13 protein-coding genes are annotated in these 17,416 nt (G+C 63.9%); 6 read left to right on the top strand and 7 right to left on the bottom strand.

Features of this window, described 5'->3' with window-relative positions:
- Positions 1–120: 120 nt before the first annotated feature.
- The gene (locus M5C96_RS22140) at positions 121–1,083 is read left to right on the top strand and encodes a porin (protein WP_272565303.1); all 963 of its coding nucleotides are present in this window, start codon (positions 121–123) and stop codon (positions 1,081–1,083) included.
- 121 nt (positions 1,084–1,204) lie between these two features.
- Positions 1,205–1,405, top strand: coding sequence for a hypothetical protein (locus M5C96_RS22135; RefSeq protein ID WP_272565301.1), 201 nt, complete (start codon positions 1,205–1,207; stop codon positions 1,403–1,405).
- Between the two features lie 99 nt (positions 1,406–1,504).
- Here the strand turns inward: M5C96_RS22135 and M5C96_RS22130 are convergent, their stop codons facing one another.
- Both M5C96_RS22130 and M5C96_RS22125 read right to left on the bottom strand, forming a co-directional pair.
- Positions 1,505–2,614, bottom strand: coding sequence for an ABC transporter substrate-binding protein (locus M5C96_RS22130; RefSeq protein WP_272565300.1), 1,110 nt, complete (start codon positions 2,612–2,614; stop codon positions 1,505–1,507).
- Between the two features lie 190 nt (positions 2,615–2,804).
- The gene (locus M5C96_RS22125; protein WP_272569813.1) at positions 2,805–3,905 is read right to left on the bottom strand and encodes an ABC transporter substrate-binding protein; all 1,101 of its coding nucleotides are present in this window, start codon (positions 3,903–3,905) and stop codon (positions 2,805–2,807) included.
- A gap of 237 nt (positions 3,906–4,142) precedes the next feature.
- On the opposite strand from M5C96_RS22125, the gene uvrA reads away from it, so the two are divergent.
- Entirely contained in the window at positions 4,143–9,992 is a 5,850-nt protein-coding gene (gene uvrA / locus M5C96_RS22120; protein ID WP_272565298.1) for an excinuclease ABC subunit UvrA, read from the top strand.
- A gap of 103 nt (positions 9,993–10,095) precedes the next feature.
- Here the strand turns inward: uvrA and M5C96_RS22115 are convergent, their stop codons facing one another.
- The 5 genes from M5C96_RS22115 to M5C96_RS22095 all read right to left on the bottom strand — a co-directional run bounded on the left by M5C96_RS22115 (position 10,096) and on the right by M5C96_RS22095 (position 13,741).
- The gene (locus tag M5C96_RS22115; RefSeq protein WP_272565297.1) at positions 10,096–11,145 is read right to left on the bottom strand and encodes an LLM class flavin-dependent oxidoreductase; all 1,050 of its coding nucleotides are present in this window, start codon (positions 11,143–11,145) and stop codon (positions 10,096–10,098) included.
- 125 nt (positions 11,146–11,270) lie between these two features.
- Positions 11,271–11,639 (bottom strand): DUF1493 family protein, encoded by a 369-nt coding sequence (locus tag M5C96_RS22110; protein WP_272565296.1) that lies wholly within the window; start codon positions 11,637–11,639, stop codon positions 11,271–11,273.
- Positions 11,639–12,070: an STM2901 family protein gene (locus M5C96_RS22105; protein WP_272565294.1), complete on the bottom strand. Its 432-nt coding sequence runs from the start codon at positions 12,068–12,070 to the stop codon at positions 11,639–11,641. Before M5C96_RS22105 ends, M5C96_RS22110 begins: the two co-directional genes overlap by 1 nt.
- 126 nt (positions 12,071–12,196) lie before the next feature.
- Positions 12,197–13,186 carry a hypothetical protein gene (locus M5C96_RS22100; RefSeq protein ID WP_272565293.1) on the bottom strand — a complete coding sequence of 330 codons (990 nt, stop codon included), beginning with the start codon at positions 13,184–13,186 and terminating at the stop codon, positions 12,197–12,199.
- A gap of 6 nt (positions 13,187–13,192) precedes the next feature.
- The gene (locus M5C96_RS22095; protein WP_272565292.1) at positions 13,193–13,741 is read right to left on the bottom strand and encodes a hypothetical protein; all 549 of its coding nucleotides are present in this window, start codon (positions 13,739–13,741) and stop codon (positions 13,193–13,195) included.
- A gap of 314 nt (positions 13,742–14,055) precedes the next feature.
- On the opposite strand from M5C96_RS22095, the gene M5C96_RS22090 reads away from it, so the two are divergent.
- From M5C96_RS22090 to M5C96_RS22080, 3 genes are read left to right on the top strand one after another with little or no spacing between them, the layout of a single operon-like run.
- Positions 14,056–15,432, top strand: coding sequence for an aspartate aminotransferase family protein (locus M5C96_RS22090; protein ID WP_272565291.1), 1,377 nt, complete (start codon positions 14,056–14,058; stop codon positions 15,430–15,432).
- A complete protein-coding gene (locus M5C96_RS22085) occupies positions 15,432–16,499 on the top strand; it encodes a GNAT family N-acetyltransferase (RefSeq protein WP_272565290.1) in 1,068 nt (355 codons plus the stop codon). The genes M5C96_RS22090 and M5C96_RS22085 overlap by 1 nt, the downstream gene beginning before the upstream one ends.
- A complete protein-coding gene (locus M5C96_RS22080) occupies positions 16,496–17,407 on the top strand; it encodes an arginase family protein (protein WP_272565289.1) in 912 nt (303 codons plus the stop codon). The genes M5C96_RS22085 and M5C96_RS22080 overlap by 4 nt, the downstream gene beginning before the upstream one ends.
- Positions 17,408–17,416: the final 9 nt, after the last annotated feature.

Below are 17,416 nucleotides of genomic sequence, written 5' to 3'. Positions count from 1 at the left end.
GGGTGGTATTGAGGCGCCACCCCCTAGAATTTCGTAAGTAGTTGCACCAACGCCCGGCGGCCACCCGCTCTGCAGTGCCTACCACACCATCTGACGGATAAAAGCATTCAAGGAAATCACATGCAAAAGACGAATCGTTTGGCACTGGCTGTGCTAGCTCTCCTGGGTAGCACCGCTGCCTTCGCCCAAAGCAGCGTCACGCTGTATGGCCGTGTGAACACCACGGTGGAACGCCAAGAAGTGGGCGACACCAAGACCACCGGTCTGTTCAACAATGCTTCGCGTTTCGGCTTCAAGGGCGTGGAAGACCTCGGCGGTGGCCTGAAGGCTGGCTTCCAACTGGAAAGCGGCTTCGCTTCCGACACCGGTTCTTCCGATGCACGTGGTTTCTTCGCCCGTCAAAGCGAAGTGAACCTGTCGGGTGGTTTCGGCGCCCTGCGTCTGGGCCGCTTCACGGCTGAGTCCTACTACGCCACGGCCGACTACGTCAGCCTGCACAACCATGACACCGGTTCGTCGTCCGACGCGTTCTACGCCTACGTGATGCCCGATGCCAACAAGATTTCCTACCGCACGCCCGATTTCGGCGGCCTGACCGTCGAAGGCGCCGTGGCACTGCACGAGCAAGCTGTCGGCGTGAAGAACGCCTATGACCTGGCTGCCAACTACAACCTGGGCGCTCTGGCCCTGGGCGCTGGCTACAGCAAGCAAGGCGACGTGAACCAGTTCGCACTGCGCGGCCTGTACACGATGGGTTCGTTCATGTTCGGCGGCTACTACCAACGTGACGAAGACGCATACGTGCTGAACGGCGGCAAGCGCAACACGTTCCGTCTGTCGGGTGCCTACCTGATGGGCGCTTCGGAATTCCACGTGAACGTGGGCCGTGCCGGCAAGTACAAGAACGTGGCTGACAGCGCCGCTACGCAATACACGCTGGGCTACAACTACAACCTGAGCAAGCGCACCAAGGTGTACGGCTACTACACGAAGGTGAACAACAGCCGCAACGCCGCTTACATGACGGGCATCGCCGGCGCTGACTTCAGCTCCGTGGCCGTGGGCGTTCGCCACGCATTCTGATGGTTGACGCGGGTCGGCGGCCCCGGCTGCCAACCCGCGTTCCAGACGATCCGAGCCTCACATCCCGAAAGGGGTGTGGGGCTTTTTTTCAGCCGTTCGTTTCACTAAAAAGGAGATAGGTATGTGGAAAATCGTCGTGGGCTTCGTTCTGTTCGCAGCGCTGTCGCTCTTCGTCATCATGAAAGCCGGAGACAAAGTGGACATGAGCGGTGAAAAGCACGGGGCCGATGCCGTGCACGTACCTGAAACGGCCACCCCAGCAGGCAGCAGCCCCGCATCGGCACCTGCCGTGCCCGCCTCGGGAGCCAGCAGCGCTTCCTAAAGCAGGCGGTTGACCGATGCAGACGTGAAAAAGCCCGCTGATGCGGGCTTTTTGCCGAGTGCGGAGGGCCGGCGGGGCGAAAGCGAGGTTTTCAGCCCCTCAGCGGCGGAATTTTCCGTCCGCGCCGAGGATGGACAGGTCGGCAAAGTCCAGCCCGGTGTGGTCGTCGGGGCCGTAGCTCACCTCCAGGCCGCCCAGGTCGAGCTTCTGCAAGCCTTCCAGCGCCGCATGGATCCGCTCCCGGGTGGGCTTGGGGCCGGCGCGGCGCAGGCCTTCCACCAGCACCTTGGCGGCCGCGAAACCTTCCAGCATGGCGGGGCTGACTTCCTTGCCCCGGCTCTTGGCGAGGTCCTGTGCTTCGCTCACCAGGGGCAGGTTCACGGCGCGCTCGCTGGGGAACACCTGGGTGACGATCACCCCCCGGGCGTTGGCGCCCAGGCTTTTGGCGAAACCGGCGGAGGCATTGTTGGACAGGGTGGCCATCTGGGCCGTCGAGCCCGCGGCGCGCAGGGCCGCGTAGCCTTCGGCCACCGCGGTGCTGGAGGCGATCATCAGCACGGCCTGGGCCTGGGACTGCGCGATCTTGGGCACGAGGGCGGCGAAGTCGGGCCTGGATCGATCGACCTTCTCGAGCAGCACGGCCTTGACCTTGGCGGCGTCCAGCCCCTTTTGTGCACCGACCAGACCGTCCGCGCCGAAGCTGTCGTCCGCATGGACCACGGCGATCTTGGTGATGCCGACGGACACCAGGTGCGCGATGGCCTTCTCGGCCTCGCGCTGGTAGGGCGCCCGCACGTTGAAGACGTTCCGGCGCACGGGCCGGTGCAGCACCATGGCGCCGGTGGAGGGGCCGACCAGGGCCACGCCGTACTTGTCCAGCAGCGGGATGACGGCTTCGGTGGGCGGCGTGCCCCGGGTGAGGAAGAGGGCGGAGACGTTCTGCTCTTCGATCAGCTTGCGGGCATTGGCCACGGCCAGCTGGGGGTCGAGCTTATCGTCCAGCGAGATGAGCTGGATTTTCTGCCCGTGGATGCCGCCCCGCGCATTGATGGCGTCCAGGTACAGCTTGGCGCCGTCGGTGGTTTCCTGCACCCCTGCGGCTACCGTGCCGGAAAAACCGGCGGTCTGTCCGATGAGGATCTGCGCCTGCGCGGCTGACAGCAGCGCCGTCAGGGCCACGCCCGCGCTGATTTTCTGGAGGGTTCTCATAGCTCTCTGGTCAAAGGATGGAGGGGCGTGCCGGACTCGCTCCGGCCCCGGCATGTCCGGCGATGGCGCTTCTCAGGAAGGGACGTAACCGAAAGGTACGGTGATTGTGCCGAGGCGATGGCCGCGGCTTTCCTCATATCCCCCGGATGGGCTGGGCCATTGCGGCCGCTCGGGCACGCTGCCCCGGCCTTCAGCGGCGGAACTTTCCGTCGGTTCCGATGATAGACAGGTCGGCGAAGTCCAGGCCGGTGTGGTCCTCGGGGCTGTAGCTGACCTCCAGCCCGCCCAGGTCGAACTTCTGCAGCCCCTCCAGGGCCGCCTGGATGCGGTCGCGGGAGGGCTTGGGTCCGGCGCGGCGCAGGCCTTCGACCAGGACCTTCGCGGCGGCATAGCCTTCCAGCATGGCGGGGCTGATTTCCTTGCCCTGGGCCTTGGCGAGGTCCTGCGCCTCGCGCACCAGGGGGAAGTTCATGGCCCGTTCGTTGGGGAACACCTGGGTGACGATCACGCCGCGGGCGTTGGCGCCCAGGCTTTTGGCAAAACCGGCGGAGGCGTTGTTGGACAACGTGACCATCTGCGCGCCCGAGCCGGCGGCGCGAAATGCCGCATAGCCTTCGGCCACGGCGGTGCCCGAGGCGATCATGAGCACGGCCTGGGCCTGCGACTGCACGATCTTGGGCGCGATGGGGGCGAAGTCCGGCTTGGAGCGGTCGAACTTTTCCTGCAGCACGGCCTTGAGCTTGGCGGCTTCCAGCCCCTTTTGCGCGCCGACCATGCCGTCGGCCCCGAAGCTGTCGTCCGCCTGCACCACGGCGATCCGGGTGATGCCCATGGAGACCAGGTGGGAGATCGCCTTTTCGGCTTCGCGCTGGTAGGTCGCGCGCACGTTGAAGACGTTCTTGCGCACCGGCTTGTGCAGCACCATGGCGCCGGTGGAGGGGCCGACCAGGGCCACGCCGTGCTTGTCCAGCAGCGGAATAATGGCCTCGGTGTGGGGCGTGCCGCGCGTGAGGAAGAGGGCGGAGACGTTCTGCTCCTCGATGAGCTTGCGGGCATTGGCGACGGACAGTTGCGGATCGAACTTGTCATCCAGAGAGACCAGCTCCACCTTCTGGCCGTGGACCCCGCCCCGCCCGTTGACGGCGTCCAGGTACAGCTTGGCGCCCTCGGTCGTCTCCTGCACGCCCGAGGCCACCGCGCCCGAGAATCCGGCGGTCTGGCCGATGAGAATCTGTGCCTGGGCCGCCGACAGCAAGGCGGCCAGGACCAGTGCGGCGCCGGTGTTGCGCATGAATGCCATGGTGTGTCTCCAATCCGTGAGGGGTTGCCGAGGAAAGCCCTCTGCCTGGGCGCCACCTTGCCGAAGTTGACGATTCGTGACAATAGGTAACACCCTGGGTCGAAGGCCTTTTCCATGCCGCGGGCGGTTGCCAACGGCGGCCTCGCCCCGATATGGGAAAACGCCCTACCTTCCGCGCGCGGAAGCCGTCCCTAGAATGCTCCGCCTCCCCTACCCGAAAGACCCCCGATGACCCAGGGATTGATCCGCATCCACGGTGCACGCCAGCACAACCTCAAAAACCTCGATCTGGACATCCGCACGGGTGAGTTGACGGTGGTGACGGGCCCCAGCGGTTCGGGCAAATCCAGCCTGGTGTTCGACACCCTCTACGCCGAGGGCCAGCGCCGCTACGTGGAAACCTTCAGCGCCTACGCGCGCCAGTTCCTCGACCGCATGGACAAGCCGGCCGTGGACAAGGTGGAGGGCGTGCCGCCCGCCATCGCCATCGACCAGACCAACCCGGTGCGCTCCAGCCGCTCCACAGTCGGCACGATGACCGAGCTGAACGACCACCTGAAGCTGCTCTTCGCCCGCGCCGGCCAGCTGTTCGACCGGCAGACCGCGCAGCCGGTGCGCCACGATTCGCCCGAGACCATCTACGCCGAACTGCAGCGCCGCTGCGCCGAAGCCGGCGATCCGCGCGTGGTGCTGACCTTCCCCGTCGAGCTGCCCGCCAACACCTCGCCCGAGCAGGTCGAGCAGTGGCTGTCCGCCAGCGGCTTCACCAAGGTCCAGGCCGAACGCGAGGTCGCGACGCCCACCGGGCCCCGCAAGCTGCTCGATGTGGTGGCCGACCGGTTCCGCCTCGGCAATGCCGAGAAGGCGCGGGTGGTGGAGGCCATCGAGGTGGCGATCAAGCGCGGCACCGGGCGGCTGAACGTGTACCGGCTGGTGGACGACGCCGAGCCGGAGCTGTGGCGCTTCTCCACCGGGCTGCACTGCCCCGACAGCGACCTGCGCTACAGCGAGCCGATTCCGTCGATGTTCTCGTTCAATTCGGCCGTGGGCGCGTGCGACACCTGCCGCGGCTTCGGCCGCGTGATCGGCGTGGACTACGGGCTCGTGATCCCCAACGAGAAGCTCACGCTGCGCGCGGGCGCGATCAAGACCATCCAGACGCCGGCGTGGAAGGAGGCGCAGGACGACCTCATGCGGCACGCCGAAACCGCCGGCATCCCGCGCGACACGCCCTGGTACAAGCTCACCGAGGACCAGAAGCAATGGGTCATCGGCGGCGCGCCCGGCTACAAGGACGGGCAGTGGAACAAGCAGTGGTACGGCATCAAGCGCTTCTTCGAGTACCTGGAGAGCAAGGCCTACAAGATGCACATCCGCGTGCTGCTGTCCAAGTACCGCAGCTATACGCCGTGCCCCACCTGCGGCGGCGCGCGTTTGAAGACCGAGAGCCTGCTGTGGCGCGTGGGCAGCAAGGAGGACGCCGACATCGCGATCGACCCGGCCCGCCGCTTCATGCCCCAGGGCGTGCAGTGGAGCCGCGCACAGCTCGAAGCGCTGCCCGGCCTGTGCCTGCACGACCTGATGCTGCTGCCCATCGACCGGCTGCGGCGCTTCTTCGACCGCATGGAGCTGCCCGAGGGCGATGCCGCCGCGGGTGGCGACGCGCAGGCGCTCAAGCTGCTGCATGAAGAGATCACCACGCGCCTCAAATACCTGTGCGACGTGGGCATCGGCTACCTCACGCTGGACCGGCAAAGCCGCACGCTCAGCGGCGGCGAGGTGCAGCGCATCAACCTGACCACGGCGCTGGGCACCTCGCTGGTGAACACGCTGTTCGTGCTGGACGAGCCCAGCATCGGCCTGCACCCGCGCGACATGCACCGCATCACCGAGGCCATGCTGCGCCTGCGCGATGCGGGCAACACGCTGGTGGTGGTGGAGCACGACCCGGCCGTCATGCTGGCGGCCGACCGCGTGATCGACATGGGCCCCGGCCCCGGCGAGCGCGGCGGCTCCATCGTGTTCGACGGCAGCACGGGCGAGCTGCGCCGCGCCGACACGCTCACCGGCCAGTACCTGGCCGGCACCAAGCAGATCGGCATGGGCTACCAGCGCCGCGTGACGGAGGCCACGCCGCGCCTGATCCTGGAGGGCGCGCGCGAGCACAACCTGCAGAACGTGTCGGTGGAGTTCCCGCTGCAGCGCCTGGTCACCGTGACCGGCGTGAGCGGCTCGGGCAAGTCGAGCCTGATCCAGGACGTGCTGGCCCCCGCGCTGCTGCGCCACTTCGGCAAGGCGACGGAGACGCCCGGCGCGCACGACCGCCTGCTGGGCGCGGACCACCTGGGCGAGGTCGTGTTCGTGGACCAGTCGCCCATCGGCAAGACCGCGCGCTCCAACCCGGTGAGCTACGTGGGCGCGTGGGACGCGATCCGCGAGCTGTTCGCCGTGGCGCCGCTGTCGCGCCAGCGCAGCTACACCGCGGCCAAGTTCAGCTTCAATTCGGGCGACGGGCGCTGCCCGACCTGCGGCGGCTCGGGGTTCGAGCACGTGGAGATGCAGTTCCTGTCGGACGTGTACCTGCGCTGCCCCGACTGCGACGGCAAGCGCTACCGGCCGGAGATCCTGGAGGTGACCATCGAGCGCGGTGGCCGCTCCTTCAGCGTGGCCGACGTGCTCGACCTCACGGTGAGCGAGGCGGCCGCCCTGTTCGCCGCCGACCGCGACGTGATCCGCGCGCTGCAGCCCATCGTGGACGTGGGGCTGGAATACGTGAAGCTGGGCCAGCCCGTGCCCACGCTGTCGGGCGGCGAGGCCCAGCGCCTGAAGCTGGCGGGCTTCCTCGCGGAAGCGGCGCGCGTGGAAAGCAAATCGCGCCAGCCGCTGGCGCGCAAGGGCACGCTGTTCCTGTTCGACGAGCCCACCACGGGCCTGCATTTCGACGACATCGCCAAGCTCATGCGGGCGCTGCGCAAGCTGCTGGACGCCGGGCATTCGCTGGTGGTCATCGAGCACAACCTGGACGTGATCCGCGCCAGCGACTGGCTCATCGACCTGGGCCCCGAAGGCGGTGACGGCGGCGGCCTGCTGGTGGCCGAGGGCACGCCCGAGGACGTGCGCCAGCACCCCACCTCGCACACGGGCGCCGCGCTGCGCGAGTACGAGCAGGCCCTGGGCGCGGGCGGCCACTCGGTGCACGAAAAGGCGGCGGTGCTACGAAAAGAGAAGCAACGTGCCCTAGCGGAACATGCGCCGGCGGCCAAAAACGCCATTCAGATCATCAATGCCAAAGAGCACAACCTCAAGAACCTGAGCGTGGACATTCCGCGCGGCCAGTTCAACGTGATCACCGGGGTGTCGGGCTCGGGCAAATCGACGCTGGCGTTCGACATTTTGTTCAACGAAGGGCAGCGCCGCTACCTCGAATCGCTCAACGCCTATGCGCGCTCCATCGTGCAGCCGGCGGGCCGGCCCGAGGTGGACGCGGTGTACGGCATTCCGCCCACGGTGGCGATCGAGCAGCGCCTGTCGCGCGGCGGGCGCAAGAGCACGGTGGGCACGACCACCGAGGTATGGCACTTCCTGCGCCTGCTGTACGTCAAGCTCGGCGTGCAGCATTGCGTGCACGACGGCGCCGCCGTGCAGCCGCAGACGCCCGACAGCATCGCCGCGCAATTGCTGCGCCACTTCAAGGGCCAGCACATCGGCCTGCTCGCGCCGCTGGTGATGAACCGCAAGGGGGTCTATACCGAACTGGCCGACTGGGCGCGTCCGCGTGGGTACACCCATCTGCGCGTGGACGGGCACTTTCTGCCGACCACGGGCTTTCCGCGCATCGACCGTTTCAAGGAACACACCATCGAGCTGCCCGTGGTCAGCCTGGATGTGTCGCCCGAGAACGAAGGGCTGCTGCGCTCGTCGCTGGCGCGCGCGCTGGAACTGGGCAAGGGCGTGGTCCATGTGCTGAGCCAGCTGGACGGTCTGAAGGACGCCATGGTGGCCGGCGGCGCCACCGCGCACATCGGCGCGCTGCAGGCGTTTTCCACCAAGCGCGCCTGCCCCGTGTGCGCCACCAGCTATGCCGAGCTGGACCCGCGCCTGTTCTCCTACAACAGCAAGCACGGCTGGTGTCCGGACTGCGTGGGCACGGGTGTCAAGCTCACCAAAGAGCAGCGCAAGGTCTTCGACGACTCGGTGCAGGACGACAAGGAAAAGGGCCGCGAGCAGACCTTCGCCGAGCCCGAAGCCGAGGACGTGGCCTGCCCCACCTGCCCCACCTGCCAGGGCACGCGGCTGAACGCCACGGCCCGCGCCGTGCGCTTCGGCGAGAACGCCGCCGCTGGCCGCGCGGGCGTGGGCATTGCCGACATCGCCGCGCTGTCGGTCACCGACATCCGCCAGTGGATCGAGGCGCTGCAGCAGGGGGCGGGCTTGAGCCAGCGCGAGGCCGACATCGCCCGCGATTTGATCCCCGAAATCCAGAGCCGGCTCGAATTCCTGGAAGAAGTGGGCCTGGGCTACCTCACGCTGGACCGGGGTGCGCCCACGCTGTCGGGCGGCGAGGCGCAGCGCATCCGCCTGGCGGCGCAACTGGGCAGCAACCTGCAGGGCGTGTGCTACGTGCTGGACGAGCCCACCATCGGCCTGCATGCGCGCGACAACCAGATTTTGCTGAACGCCCTGCACAAGCTGGGCGACAAGGGCAACACGCTGGTGGTGGTGGAGCACGACGAGGACACCATCCGCCGCGCCGACCACATCATCGACATCGGCCCCAGTGCCGGCAAGCGCGGCGGGCGGCTGGTGGCGCAGGGCAGCGTGGCCGACGTGCAGGCCGCCGAGGACTCGCAGACCGGCCGCTACCTGCTGCACGCCATGCGGCACCCGCTGCAGGCCCGTCGCCCGGTGGTGCCGCCGGTGCACATTGCCCGCTCGGACGCTACTATTTCGATAGCTGCCACCGCATATAGCACTAGGGCGCAAGGCAAAAATGATGCCAAAACGGCCGAGCCGGAGCATTGGCTGACCGTTCGCGGCGCCCAATTGCACAACCTGCAGCACGTGACGGCCAGCGTGCCGCTCAACCGGCTGGTGGCCGTGACCGGCGTGAGCGGCTCGGGCAAATCGACCCTGGCGCGCGACGTGCTGCTGGCCAACGTGCAGGCGTGGGTGCAGCAGCGCTCGACCCGGGCCGGCCGCGATGCGATGGACGCTGGCAAGGCGCCGCCGCTCGTGGGTTGCACCGGCCTGTCGGGTTTCGAGACGGTGGACCGCGTGCTGGAGGTGGACCAGACCCCCATCGGCAAGACGCCGCGCAGCTGCCCCGCCACGTACATCGGCTTCTGGGACACCATCCGCAAGCTGTTTGCCGAAACGCTGGAGGCCAAGGCGCGGGGCTACGCCGCCGGGCGGTTCAGCTTCAACACCGGCGAAGGGCGCTGCCCGGGCTGCGAAGGCCAGGGCATCCGCACCATCGCCATGAGCTTCCTGCCCGACGTGAAGGTGCCCTGCGAAACCTGCCACGGCGCGCGGTTCAATCCCGAGACGCTGGCCGTCACCTGGCGCGGCAAGAGCATCGGCGACGTGCTGCAGATGGAAGTGGACGAGGCGGTGGAGTTCTTCCCCAGCATGCCCAGCATCGCGCACCCGCTGCAGTTGCTGAAGGACGTGGGGCTGGGCTACCTCACGCTGGGCCAGCCCAGCCCCACGCTGTCGGGCGGCGAGGCGCAGCGCATCAAGCTGGTGACCGAGCTGACCAAGGTGCGCGACGAGGTCGGCCGCCGCGGCCAGAAGGCGCCGCACACGCTCTACGTGCTGGACGAGCCCACGGTGGGCCTGCACATGGCCGACGTGCACAAGCTCATCCAGGTGCTGCACCGGCTGGTGGACGGCGGGCACAGCGTGGTCGTCATCGAGCACGACCTGGACGTGATCGCCGAAGCCGACTGGATTCTCGACCTGGGGCCGGAGGGCGGCCGGGAAGGGGGCCGCATCGTCGCGGCGGCTGCGCCGGAAGACGTGGTGCGGCTCGGGACGCACACCGGCAAGGCCCTGGGGCCCGTGCTGGCGCGGCCATAGGGGGCTGGTTTTTAGAACGCACGGGACTTGAGGTGGAGTCCCCATGGTTCTCCCCATGCATTCAGAGGTGCGCGCCAAGCCGATGCACGGCGCTCGAACGCCTTCAATTCATGGGCGTGCGCTGCAGCGTGGGGATGACTTTGGTGCCGAAAAGCCGGTAGGAATTTTCGAAAGAAGCCCGGTTTTCTCGATTACCCGCAAAGAATCCGACGATGTTGGCGGCACCTGTCAGCCTTGCTTGTTCAACGATTTGCTCGATCACTTCGACCGGGGTGCCCGCGATGATGTCGTCCGTCAGGATGGATGGAATCTGCGTTTGTGCCGCCTGGGCATGTTCCCTTGCCTCCGAGGCGCTCTGGGCGACGAAGATGCAGCGGCGGACAGCCAATTGCTCAGGGTTGCAGGGATGGCCGTTCGCGGTCCATGCACTCCGGTAGTTGTCGAAGAGTTCCTTGATCTGCGGCGTCGCCAAGAAGCCGGTGCACGCCTTGTACCCCCGTTTCGCAACCTCTTGCGCCGAAGCATTGCTGCGGATGGTGGCCCACACCGGCGGGCCGGGCCGCTGGAGCGGCCTGGGCAGCACGGGCAATTGGTCGAACGACCAATATTTGCCCTGGTGCGATAACGTCGGATGGCTCCATGCCTTGTCCAGAATTTCCAGCGCTTCATCGAACATAGGAGCGATGTCCTCTTGGGCAATGCCGACGGCATGCGCTTCCAGCGGGTTGGAACCACGGGCAACGCCGACTTCCAGTCGTCCCCCGCTCAGGTGGTCCAACATGCCCACCTCTTCCAAAAAACGCCACGGGTGCCAAAGGGGCAGTACCCAGCCCAGGATGCCGATGCGCAAAGTTCGCGTTCTGGCTGCGAGGGCGGCGGCAAGGATGCCAGGAGCAGGGGAAATCCGGGCACCGCTGAAGTGGTGTTCACTGAAGAATATTCCGTGAAAGCCAAGATGCTCGGCTTCGGTCCACAGTTTGAGGCGCCACGCGAACTCTTCTTGAAATGCGTCGCGGCAATGGGCTGACGCAGCGGGATCGGCGGAAGTGTTCAGCTGTTCGAAGATCCAGGGTTTTATGGTGGTTTTGAGAGGCCTATATAGAGTCGGAATCTTTTCAGAAGATCGTTCAGGCGTGAGGAGGGAGTCGTGCATGTGTAGGGAAGTTTGTATAAAGCGTAGTGGAATGGTTGTGAATCAACGGAATGAAGAACGCTCTCCCGTGTAATCGCGATGGTCATCCATATCTGGCTCATCGCACGTCCTTCGGGCGATTTAGCTCATTCCGCATTTCGCCCTTCAATTTTTGCAGCGTCCCATCTCTTTAATTCAACGGCTCTGGCGAGCATTTCCAATGTAAGTGGAACTTTCATTACCTCTTTTCTTAGCTTCGCCCGAAAACCAGGCAAGGGCAATAACAGCATTTTGAGTGGATTCAAGCCCTCTCCATTAAAGTATCTTTGGAATTCGAATGCCTCGTAATCTACTTCGAATTTATCAAAGAACTTTTCCATGAAATCAACTGCGTCGTCTCCTGTAATTTGCAGATCGTCCTCAATTGTTGTGAGTTGATTTATGGTTTTGCTCGGGAAAATTCCAGATTCGTTTCTGGCGAAATCCTCTATTTCTTCGATAAGATGTCTTTTCATTAAAAAATCCTGTCATCTTCTTTTGCGATTGCATTGTATGCACGCACGGATTCAGTGGAGATTCTGTAGGCGTCATAAGCGAGCATAACAACCCCAATCACTGGAATGGATCGTCCTACAAATGTGCCTATATTCTTAACAAACAACACCTTTAACTGGAGCATACTCTTCCAAGTGATTGTGGGAAGGATTTTGTATTTCAGTTCAAAAGGAAGAGCTTTTCTTGATACGACAGAGGCAATAGATGTTCCTTTGGTAGTGCCACCAAATTTTCCCCGAGTGGGAAGCATAGGGTAGCCTGCAATAATTGCTCCCAACGCCGTAATGTCTTCTACGCCGAAGTGCCGTGCTGCGGTGTCTACAAAGACTAGAAAGAATAGTTCTTGAGTTTCCAGTTGTTCATGAATGCCAAAAGTATAGGTGTTGCTCAATCTAACCTCCGTTGTTATGGACGGTTTTTTCACATCTAAAAATTAGTTCTACTCAGCACCATATCAAATGCTGGTAGAGGAATTTCTCAGAGTTTTCAGTTGATCTATACGATCACTTGATTCATTTCAAAGAAATGAGGATACATTCTCGCGCGCAATCGCGTTGATCATTTCTTCATAAACTTTTATCACTTTTTCGTAAGCACCGGGCTTCTCTTTCAACATGCTTTTTACGTAGTCCATCCTGCTGTCTGAACATTCGACGCCAGAAGCGCAGCGGCTGGCTACGTCAAATTCGGTCGAATTGCAATTCAAGCCCAAGCCACAGGGAAGAAGGTATATGGCAAGGCCCACATCGGTATCAGAGGCAAGTGGATAGAAATGATCGTTGAATTTGTATCCGCGTACTCCTGTATCGGGGTCAACCTGCAGCGCTATCCGCGGACCTATATCTTCGATAACCATGGGGTCTTGGGTTGCCAGCAGTTGGGTTAATGCTGATTTTCGATTTTGCTGCTGCTCTTCCTTATTGTTTGCGGGGCTGTTGATCTTTTCTAGGAAATTTCTTTCCGCGATGAGCAAAGGATCTTTCTTTTGTACGCCCTCTGATTTGACTTCGGCGATTCTGCTGTCAGATAATTCGCTCGTGATGAAGTTTGCGCACTGGGCGCGCAAAATATCAGCCGATTTGGAGATGGAGGTGTAATCTGAATTGGTTTTATCGGCGCTGTATGGCGTTTGTACTTGCTTGAAGTATTTTCCGTCGGCAACAACGCTTTTGCATTGAGATAAGGCGTGGACTGCGTAATAAGTACCACCCAATTCCGGATGTTTCATTGCGTATATTACAAATTCGCGAAGGTCTTTTGAATCGTTATACCGGCTCAAAATCTGAGCAGATAAAGCCACATTTTTCGAGGGAATTTCACTAGGCTTCTGTCGAGATTCGTCAACGGTCGCCGTAATTTCCAACTGCGAACTTGCAGTGTCATGTGCGCCGTTTGCTACGTGAGCGGGCGTGGATTCTGGAACTTCATTGGTGACCTTCAAAGTGACAACCACTGCAATGATTCCTATCACTGAAATTGCAGCAAGCCTTTTCATGTTTTTGCGCATACTTTTTCAACCCTCGTTGCATTTGCGATGGCTCGGCTTATTGGTATTGATAGAGTCGGGGTATGGAGTGTCTATCAGCTTGATTGATGAGTATTTGTAGCCCGGATTAATGGCCCAGGTTTCTCTGCTGCCGTCCGCATAAGAAACGGTAAATCCGTTGTAGGTAACGCCATTCATTGAAATTTTGAAATCCCTGGCGAAATCTCGATAAGAGTCCATCGTTCCAAGGTTTGTCATGTAATTGAACACCTCTTGGGCGGCAAGCCAGCGATTGGTCACGTCCGAGTTCCTTGTCGTGCTTTTAGCGCCTGAACTGACCCGCGCCACACAGACGCTGGTTCCGCTTTCAATGGCAGACATCTGCGCCATGATGTCAATGCTGTCACCCAAAACAACCGTTCCATAAAAACCTGGGCTGCCGAAAAACCCTGTAACGGGATCTGGACTAGCTATCACGGTTACATCCGGTAGAACCGGTTCCTGAGTGAGTCCAACGGGCGCATGCGTCAGCCCTAAAAAAGCAATCAACGGATGGCATAGGTATTTGATTTTCATTTTCCTCCCTCGGTAAATTAGCTGTTAGGAACTTTCCGAAGGGCGGAATTATTTGTATTGATGTGATTCTCGTCAATCGCTTTTGTGTAACAACCTCGTACGTAACATCTCTGGCATGTGGCAGCCCTGACATAGCTTCCATCAGGATTGATATCCACTGCTTCTCGTAGGAGGCCGTGGCGCTCCACGATTTGCACACAAACGCTCGATAGACGGTCAAGGTTGGGGGGCCAGACTGCGCTGCAGATGCTGAAGGCCAAGCCCGTTGCGGGATGCCACTGCATGCACGCCAACCCTCTGGAGCCTTTTCCGACATGAGCCAAGACAACGCCCAACTGCTGGCCGACGAAGCAAAGTACTGCTCGTTCGGCGATACCGTCCACTACGTCAATCCGCCCAAGATCTTCGACAGTTGCGATGGCAGCTACATGTACGACGGCGAAGGCACCCCGTATCTCGACCTGCAGATGTGGTACTCGGCCGTGAACTTCGGCTACAAGAACAAGCGGCTGGAAGAGGTCATGATCCGCCAGCTGCAGACGCTGCCGCAGGTCGCCAGCCAGTACCTGCACCCCACGAAGATCGAGCTGGCGAAGTTCATCGCCCAGGACGCCGAAGCCAAGTGGGGCAATGCGGGCCGCGTGCATTTCAACGTGGGTGGCGCGCAGGCCATCGAGGATTCGCTCAAGGTGGTGCGCAACGCCACCGGCGGCAAAAGCCTGATGTTCGCCTTCGAAGGCGGCTACCACGGCCGCACGCTGGGCGCCTCCAGCATCACCTCCAGCTACCGCTACCGCCGCCGCTTCGGCCACTTCGGCGACCGCGCGCAGTTCCTGCCGTTTCCCTACCCGTTCCGCCGCCCCAAGGGCATGACGGCCGAGGAATACTCCGAATCGCTGGTGCGGGAGTTCGCCCGCAAGTTCGAGAACGAATACCACGCCGTGTGGGACCCCAAGACGCGCCAGTGCGAATACGCGGCCTTCTATGTCGAGCCCATCCAGGGCACGGGCGGCTACGTGGTGCCCCCGGCCAATTTCTTCAAGGGCCTCAAGAAGGTGCTGGACGAGCACGGCGTGCTGCTGGTGGTGGACGAGATCCAGATGGGTTTCTGGCGCACCGGCAAGCTGTGGTCGGTCGAGAACTTCGGCGTGAAGCCCGACGTGCTGGTGTTCGCCAAGGCGCTGACCAACGGGCTGAACGCGCTCTCCGGCCTGTGGGCGCGCGAGGAACTGATCAACCCCACGATCTTCCCGCCGGGCTCGACGCACTCCACCTTCGCATCCAACCCGCTGGGCACGGCGCTCGGCCTGGAGGTGATGAAGATGACGCACGAGATGGACTTCGGCGCCCAGGTGCGCGACAGCGGCGCCTACTTCCTGGAAGGACTCAAGGACCTGCAAAAGCGCCACAAGGAGATCGGCGACGTCGACGGCCTGGGGCTGGCGCTGCGGGCCGAGATCTGCACCGAGGACGGCTTCACGCCCAACCGCGCGCTGCTGGACAAGATGGTGGACATCGGCCTGGAAGGCAATCTCGAATACAAGGGCCAGAAGCGCGGCCTGGTGCTGGACGTGGGCGGCTACTACAAGAACGTCATCACGCTGGCGCCTTCGCTCATGATCACGCGCCCCGAGATCGACGAGGCCCTGGTGCTGCTGGAGCAGCTCCTGACGCGCGCCAAGCGCAGCTGATGCCCTGGCGCAACGCGCTCGAGCCGCAGGCGCTGGCCGGGCACTTCGCCGCGCACCCGCCGCAGGGCTTCACGGTGCTGCAGGGCCTGTCGGCGCCAGCCTTCGCGGCGCCGCTGGACCTGCTCACCACGGCGGACGATGCGCTCAAGGCCCGGGTGCGTGCGCTGCCGCTGTTCGCGCGCTGGTCCCGCTGGCTGCGGGTGGCCACGGGGTTCGTGGGCACCACGGTGACCGAATACGCACCGCTGCCCGCGGATGGCACCGCGCCCGAGGCCCTGGCGCAGGCCGTGCGCGCGGGGCCGGGGCGGCGCTTCGCGCTGTCCATCATCAAGGACCTTCCGCAGCAGTCGCCCCTGCTGTCCGACGCCGACAACGCCTACGCGGCCGCCCTGGCACACGCCTGCGAGCGCCAAGGCTTCGTGCTGGTTGAAGGGCAGGCGCTGGCCTATGTGCCCATCGACTTCGCGAGCATCGCCGACTACCTGGGCCGCCTGTCCGCCAGCCGGCGCCAGAACCTGCGCCGCAAGCTGCGCAGCCGCGCGGGGCTGGCGGTGCGCCACATCGCCACGGGCGAGGCCTTTGCCGACGACGCGGTGGTGGATACCTACTACGCGCTGTACGAGGCCGTGTACGCGCAGAGCGAGGTGCACTTCGACCGGCTCACGCGCGGTTTCTTCGCCGCCGTGCTGCGCGATGCATCCAGCGGCGGCATCGCCTTCGAATACCGCCACGCCGCCACGGGCGAGCTGCTGGGCTGGAACCTGTGCTACGTGCATGGCGGCCGCCTGGTGGACAAGTACATCGGGCTGGCCTATCCGGCCGCGCGCGAGGCCAACCTGTACTTCGTGAGCTGGATGGAAAACCTCGAATACGCGCTGGCGCACGGCCTCACGCACTATGTCGCCGGCTGGACGGACCCGGAGGTCAAGCGCAGCCTGGGCGCGCGTTTTACCTTCACGCGCCACGCGGTGTACGTGCGCCAGCCCGTGCTGCGCGCCCTGGCGCGGCGGTTTGCCGGGCGCTTCGAGAGCGACCGGCAGTGGCGCGACCGCGCGGAGGCCGCATGAGACCGGCCGACTGGCCACCGGTCGTGCTCGACCTCGACGGCGCCGTCGGGGCGCTGCCGGACGAGCGGCGCATCGATCTGGCGCAGGACTGGCACGAGGCGCTGCGGTTCGGCTGCGGCCTGGCCCGCATCCGGGCCTTCGGCGGCCTGCTCGATGCCCGGCTGCCGGCCTTCGACCGCCACGGCCCGGTCTTCATGGGCAGTGGCGATTTCCACCACCTGAGCTGGCCGCTGATCGCCCGCTGCATCGCCGCGCGCGGGCACACCGCCGCGCGGCCCCTGCGCGTGGTGGTGCTGGACAACCACCCGGACAACATGCGCTTTCCCTTCGGCGTGCACTGCGGCTCGTGGGTGCGCCGCGTGGCGATGCTGCCGCAGGTGTCGCACGTGCACGTGGTCGGCATCACCTCGGGCGACATCGGGCTGCGCCACGCGTGGGAGAACTACCTCGCGCCGTTGCGGGCCGGCCGGCTCACCTACTGGAGTGTGGGGGTGGATACGCGCTGGGCGCGCTGGCTGGGCCTGCAGGCGCGGTTTCGCAGCCTGCCCGATGCCGACGCGCTCGCCGCCACGCTGTACCGCGTGCTCTCGGCCCACCGCCAGCCCACCTACCTCAGCATCGACAAGGACGCGTTCTCGCCCTCGGTCGTGCGCACCAACTGGGACCAGGGCGTCCTGGGCGCGCACCACGGCGCCGCCCTGATCTCCGCGCTGCGCGGGCAGCTCGTAGGCAGCGACGTGACGGGCGAAGTGTCCGTGCACCGCTATCGCACGGCGTGGAAGCGGTGGCTCAGTGCGGGCGACGGGCAGGACACAGCCCAGGCCGACGCGGCGCTGCCGCAGTGGCAGGCGCAGCAGGCGGCGTTCAATCGGGTTCTGCTGGGCCAGCTGGCGATGGCGGCGGATTGAACGGCGCGC

The organism is Acidovorax sp. GBBC 1281, assembly GCF_028473645.1.
Taxonomy (GTDB): domain Bacteria; phylum Pseudomonadota; class Gammaproteobacteria; order Burkholderiales; family Burkholderiaceae_C; genus Paracidovorax.
The sequence above is the reverse complement of the archived record's forward strand: the minus strand, read 5'-3'. Positions and strand labels throughout refer to the sequence as shown.

Coding starts and splice junctions, on each gene's coding strand:
- uvrA (WP_272565298.1), top strand. CDS start 4,143: ATGACCCAGGGATTGATCCGCATCCACGGTGCACGCCAGCACAACCTC.
- M5C96_RS22130 (WP_272565300.1), bottom strand. CDS start 2,614: ATGAGAACCCTCCAGAAAATCAGCGCGGGCGTGGCCCTGACGGCGCTG.
- M5C96_RS22115 (WP_272565297.1), bottom strand. CDS start 11,145: ATGCACGACTCCCTCCTCACGCCTGAACGATCTTCTGAAAAGATTCCG.
- M5C96_RS22090 (WP_272565291.1), top strand. CDS start 14,056: ATGAGCCAAGACAACGCCCAACTGCTGGCCGACGAAGCAAAGTACTGC.
- M5C96_RS22125 (WP_272569813.1), bottom strand. CDS start 3,905: ATGCGCAACACCGGCGCCGCACTGGTCCTGGCCGCCTTGCTGTCGGCG.
- M5C96_RS22110 (WP_272565296.1), bottom strand. CDS start 11,639: ATGAAAAGACATCTTATCGAAGAAATAGAGGATTTCGCCAGAAACGAA.
- M5C96_RS22140 (WP_272565303.1), top strand. CDS start 121: ATGCAAAAGACGAATCGTTTGGCACTGGCTGTGCTAGCTCTCCTGGGT.
- M5C96_RS22080 (WP_272565289.1), top strand. CDS start 16,496: ATGAGACCGGCCGACTGGCCACCGGTCGTGCTCGACCTCGACGGCGCC.
- M5C96_RS22100 (WP_272565293.1), bottom strand. CDS start 13,186: ATGCGCAAAAACATGAAAAGGCTTGCTGCAATTTCAGTGATAGGAATC.
- M5C96_RS22135 (WP_272565301.1), top strand. CDS start 1,205: ATGTGGAAAATCGTCGTGGGCTTCGTTCTGTTCGCAGCGCTGTCGCTC.
- M5C96_RS22085 (WP_272565290.1), top strand. CDS start 15,432: ATGCCCTGGCGCAACGCGCTCGAGCCGCAGGCGCTGGCCGGGCACTTC.
- M5C96_RS22095 (WP_272565292.1), bottom strand. CDS start 13,741: ATGAAAATCAAATACCTATGCCATCCGTTGATTGCTTTTTTAGGGCTG.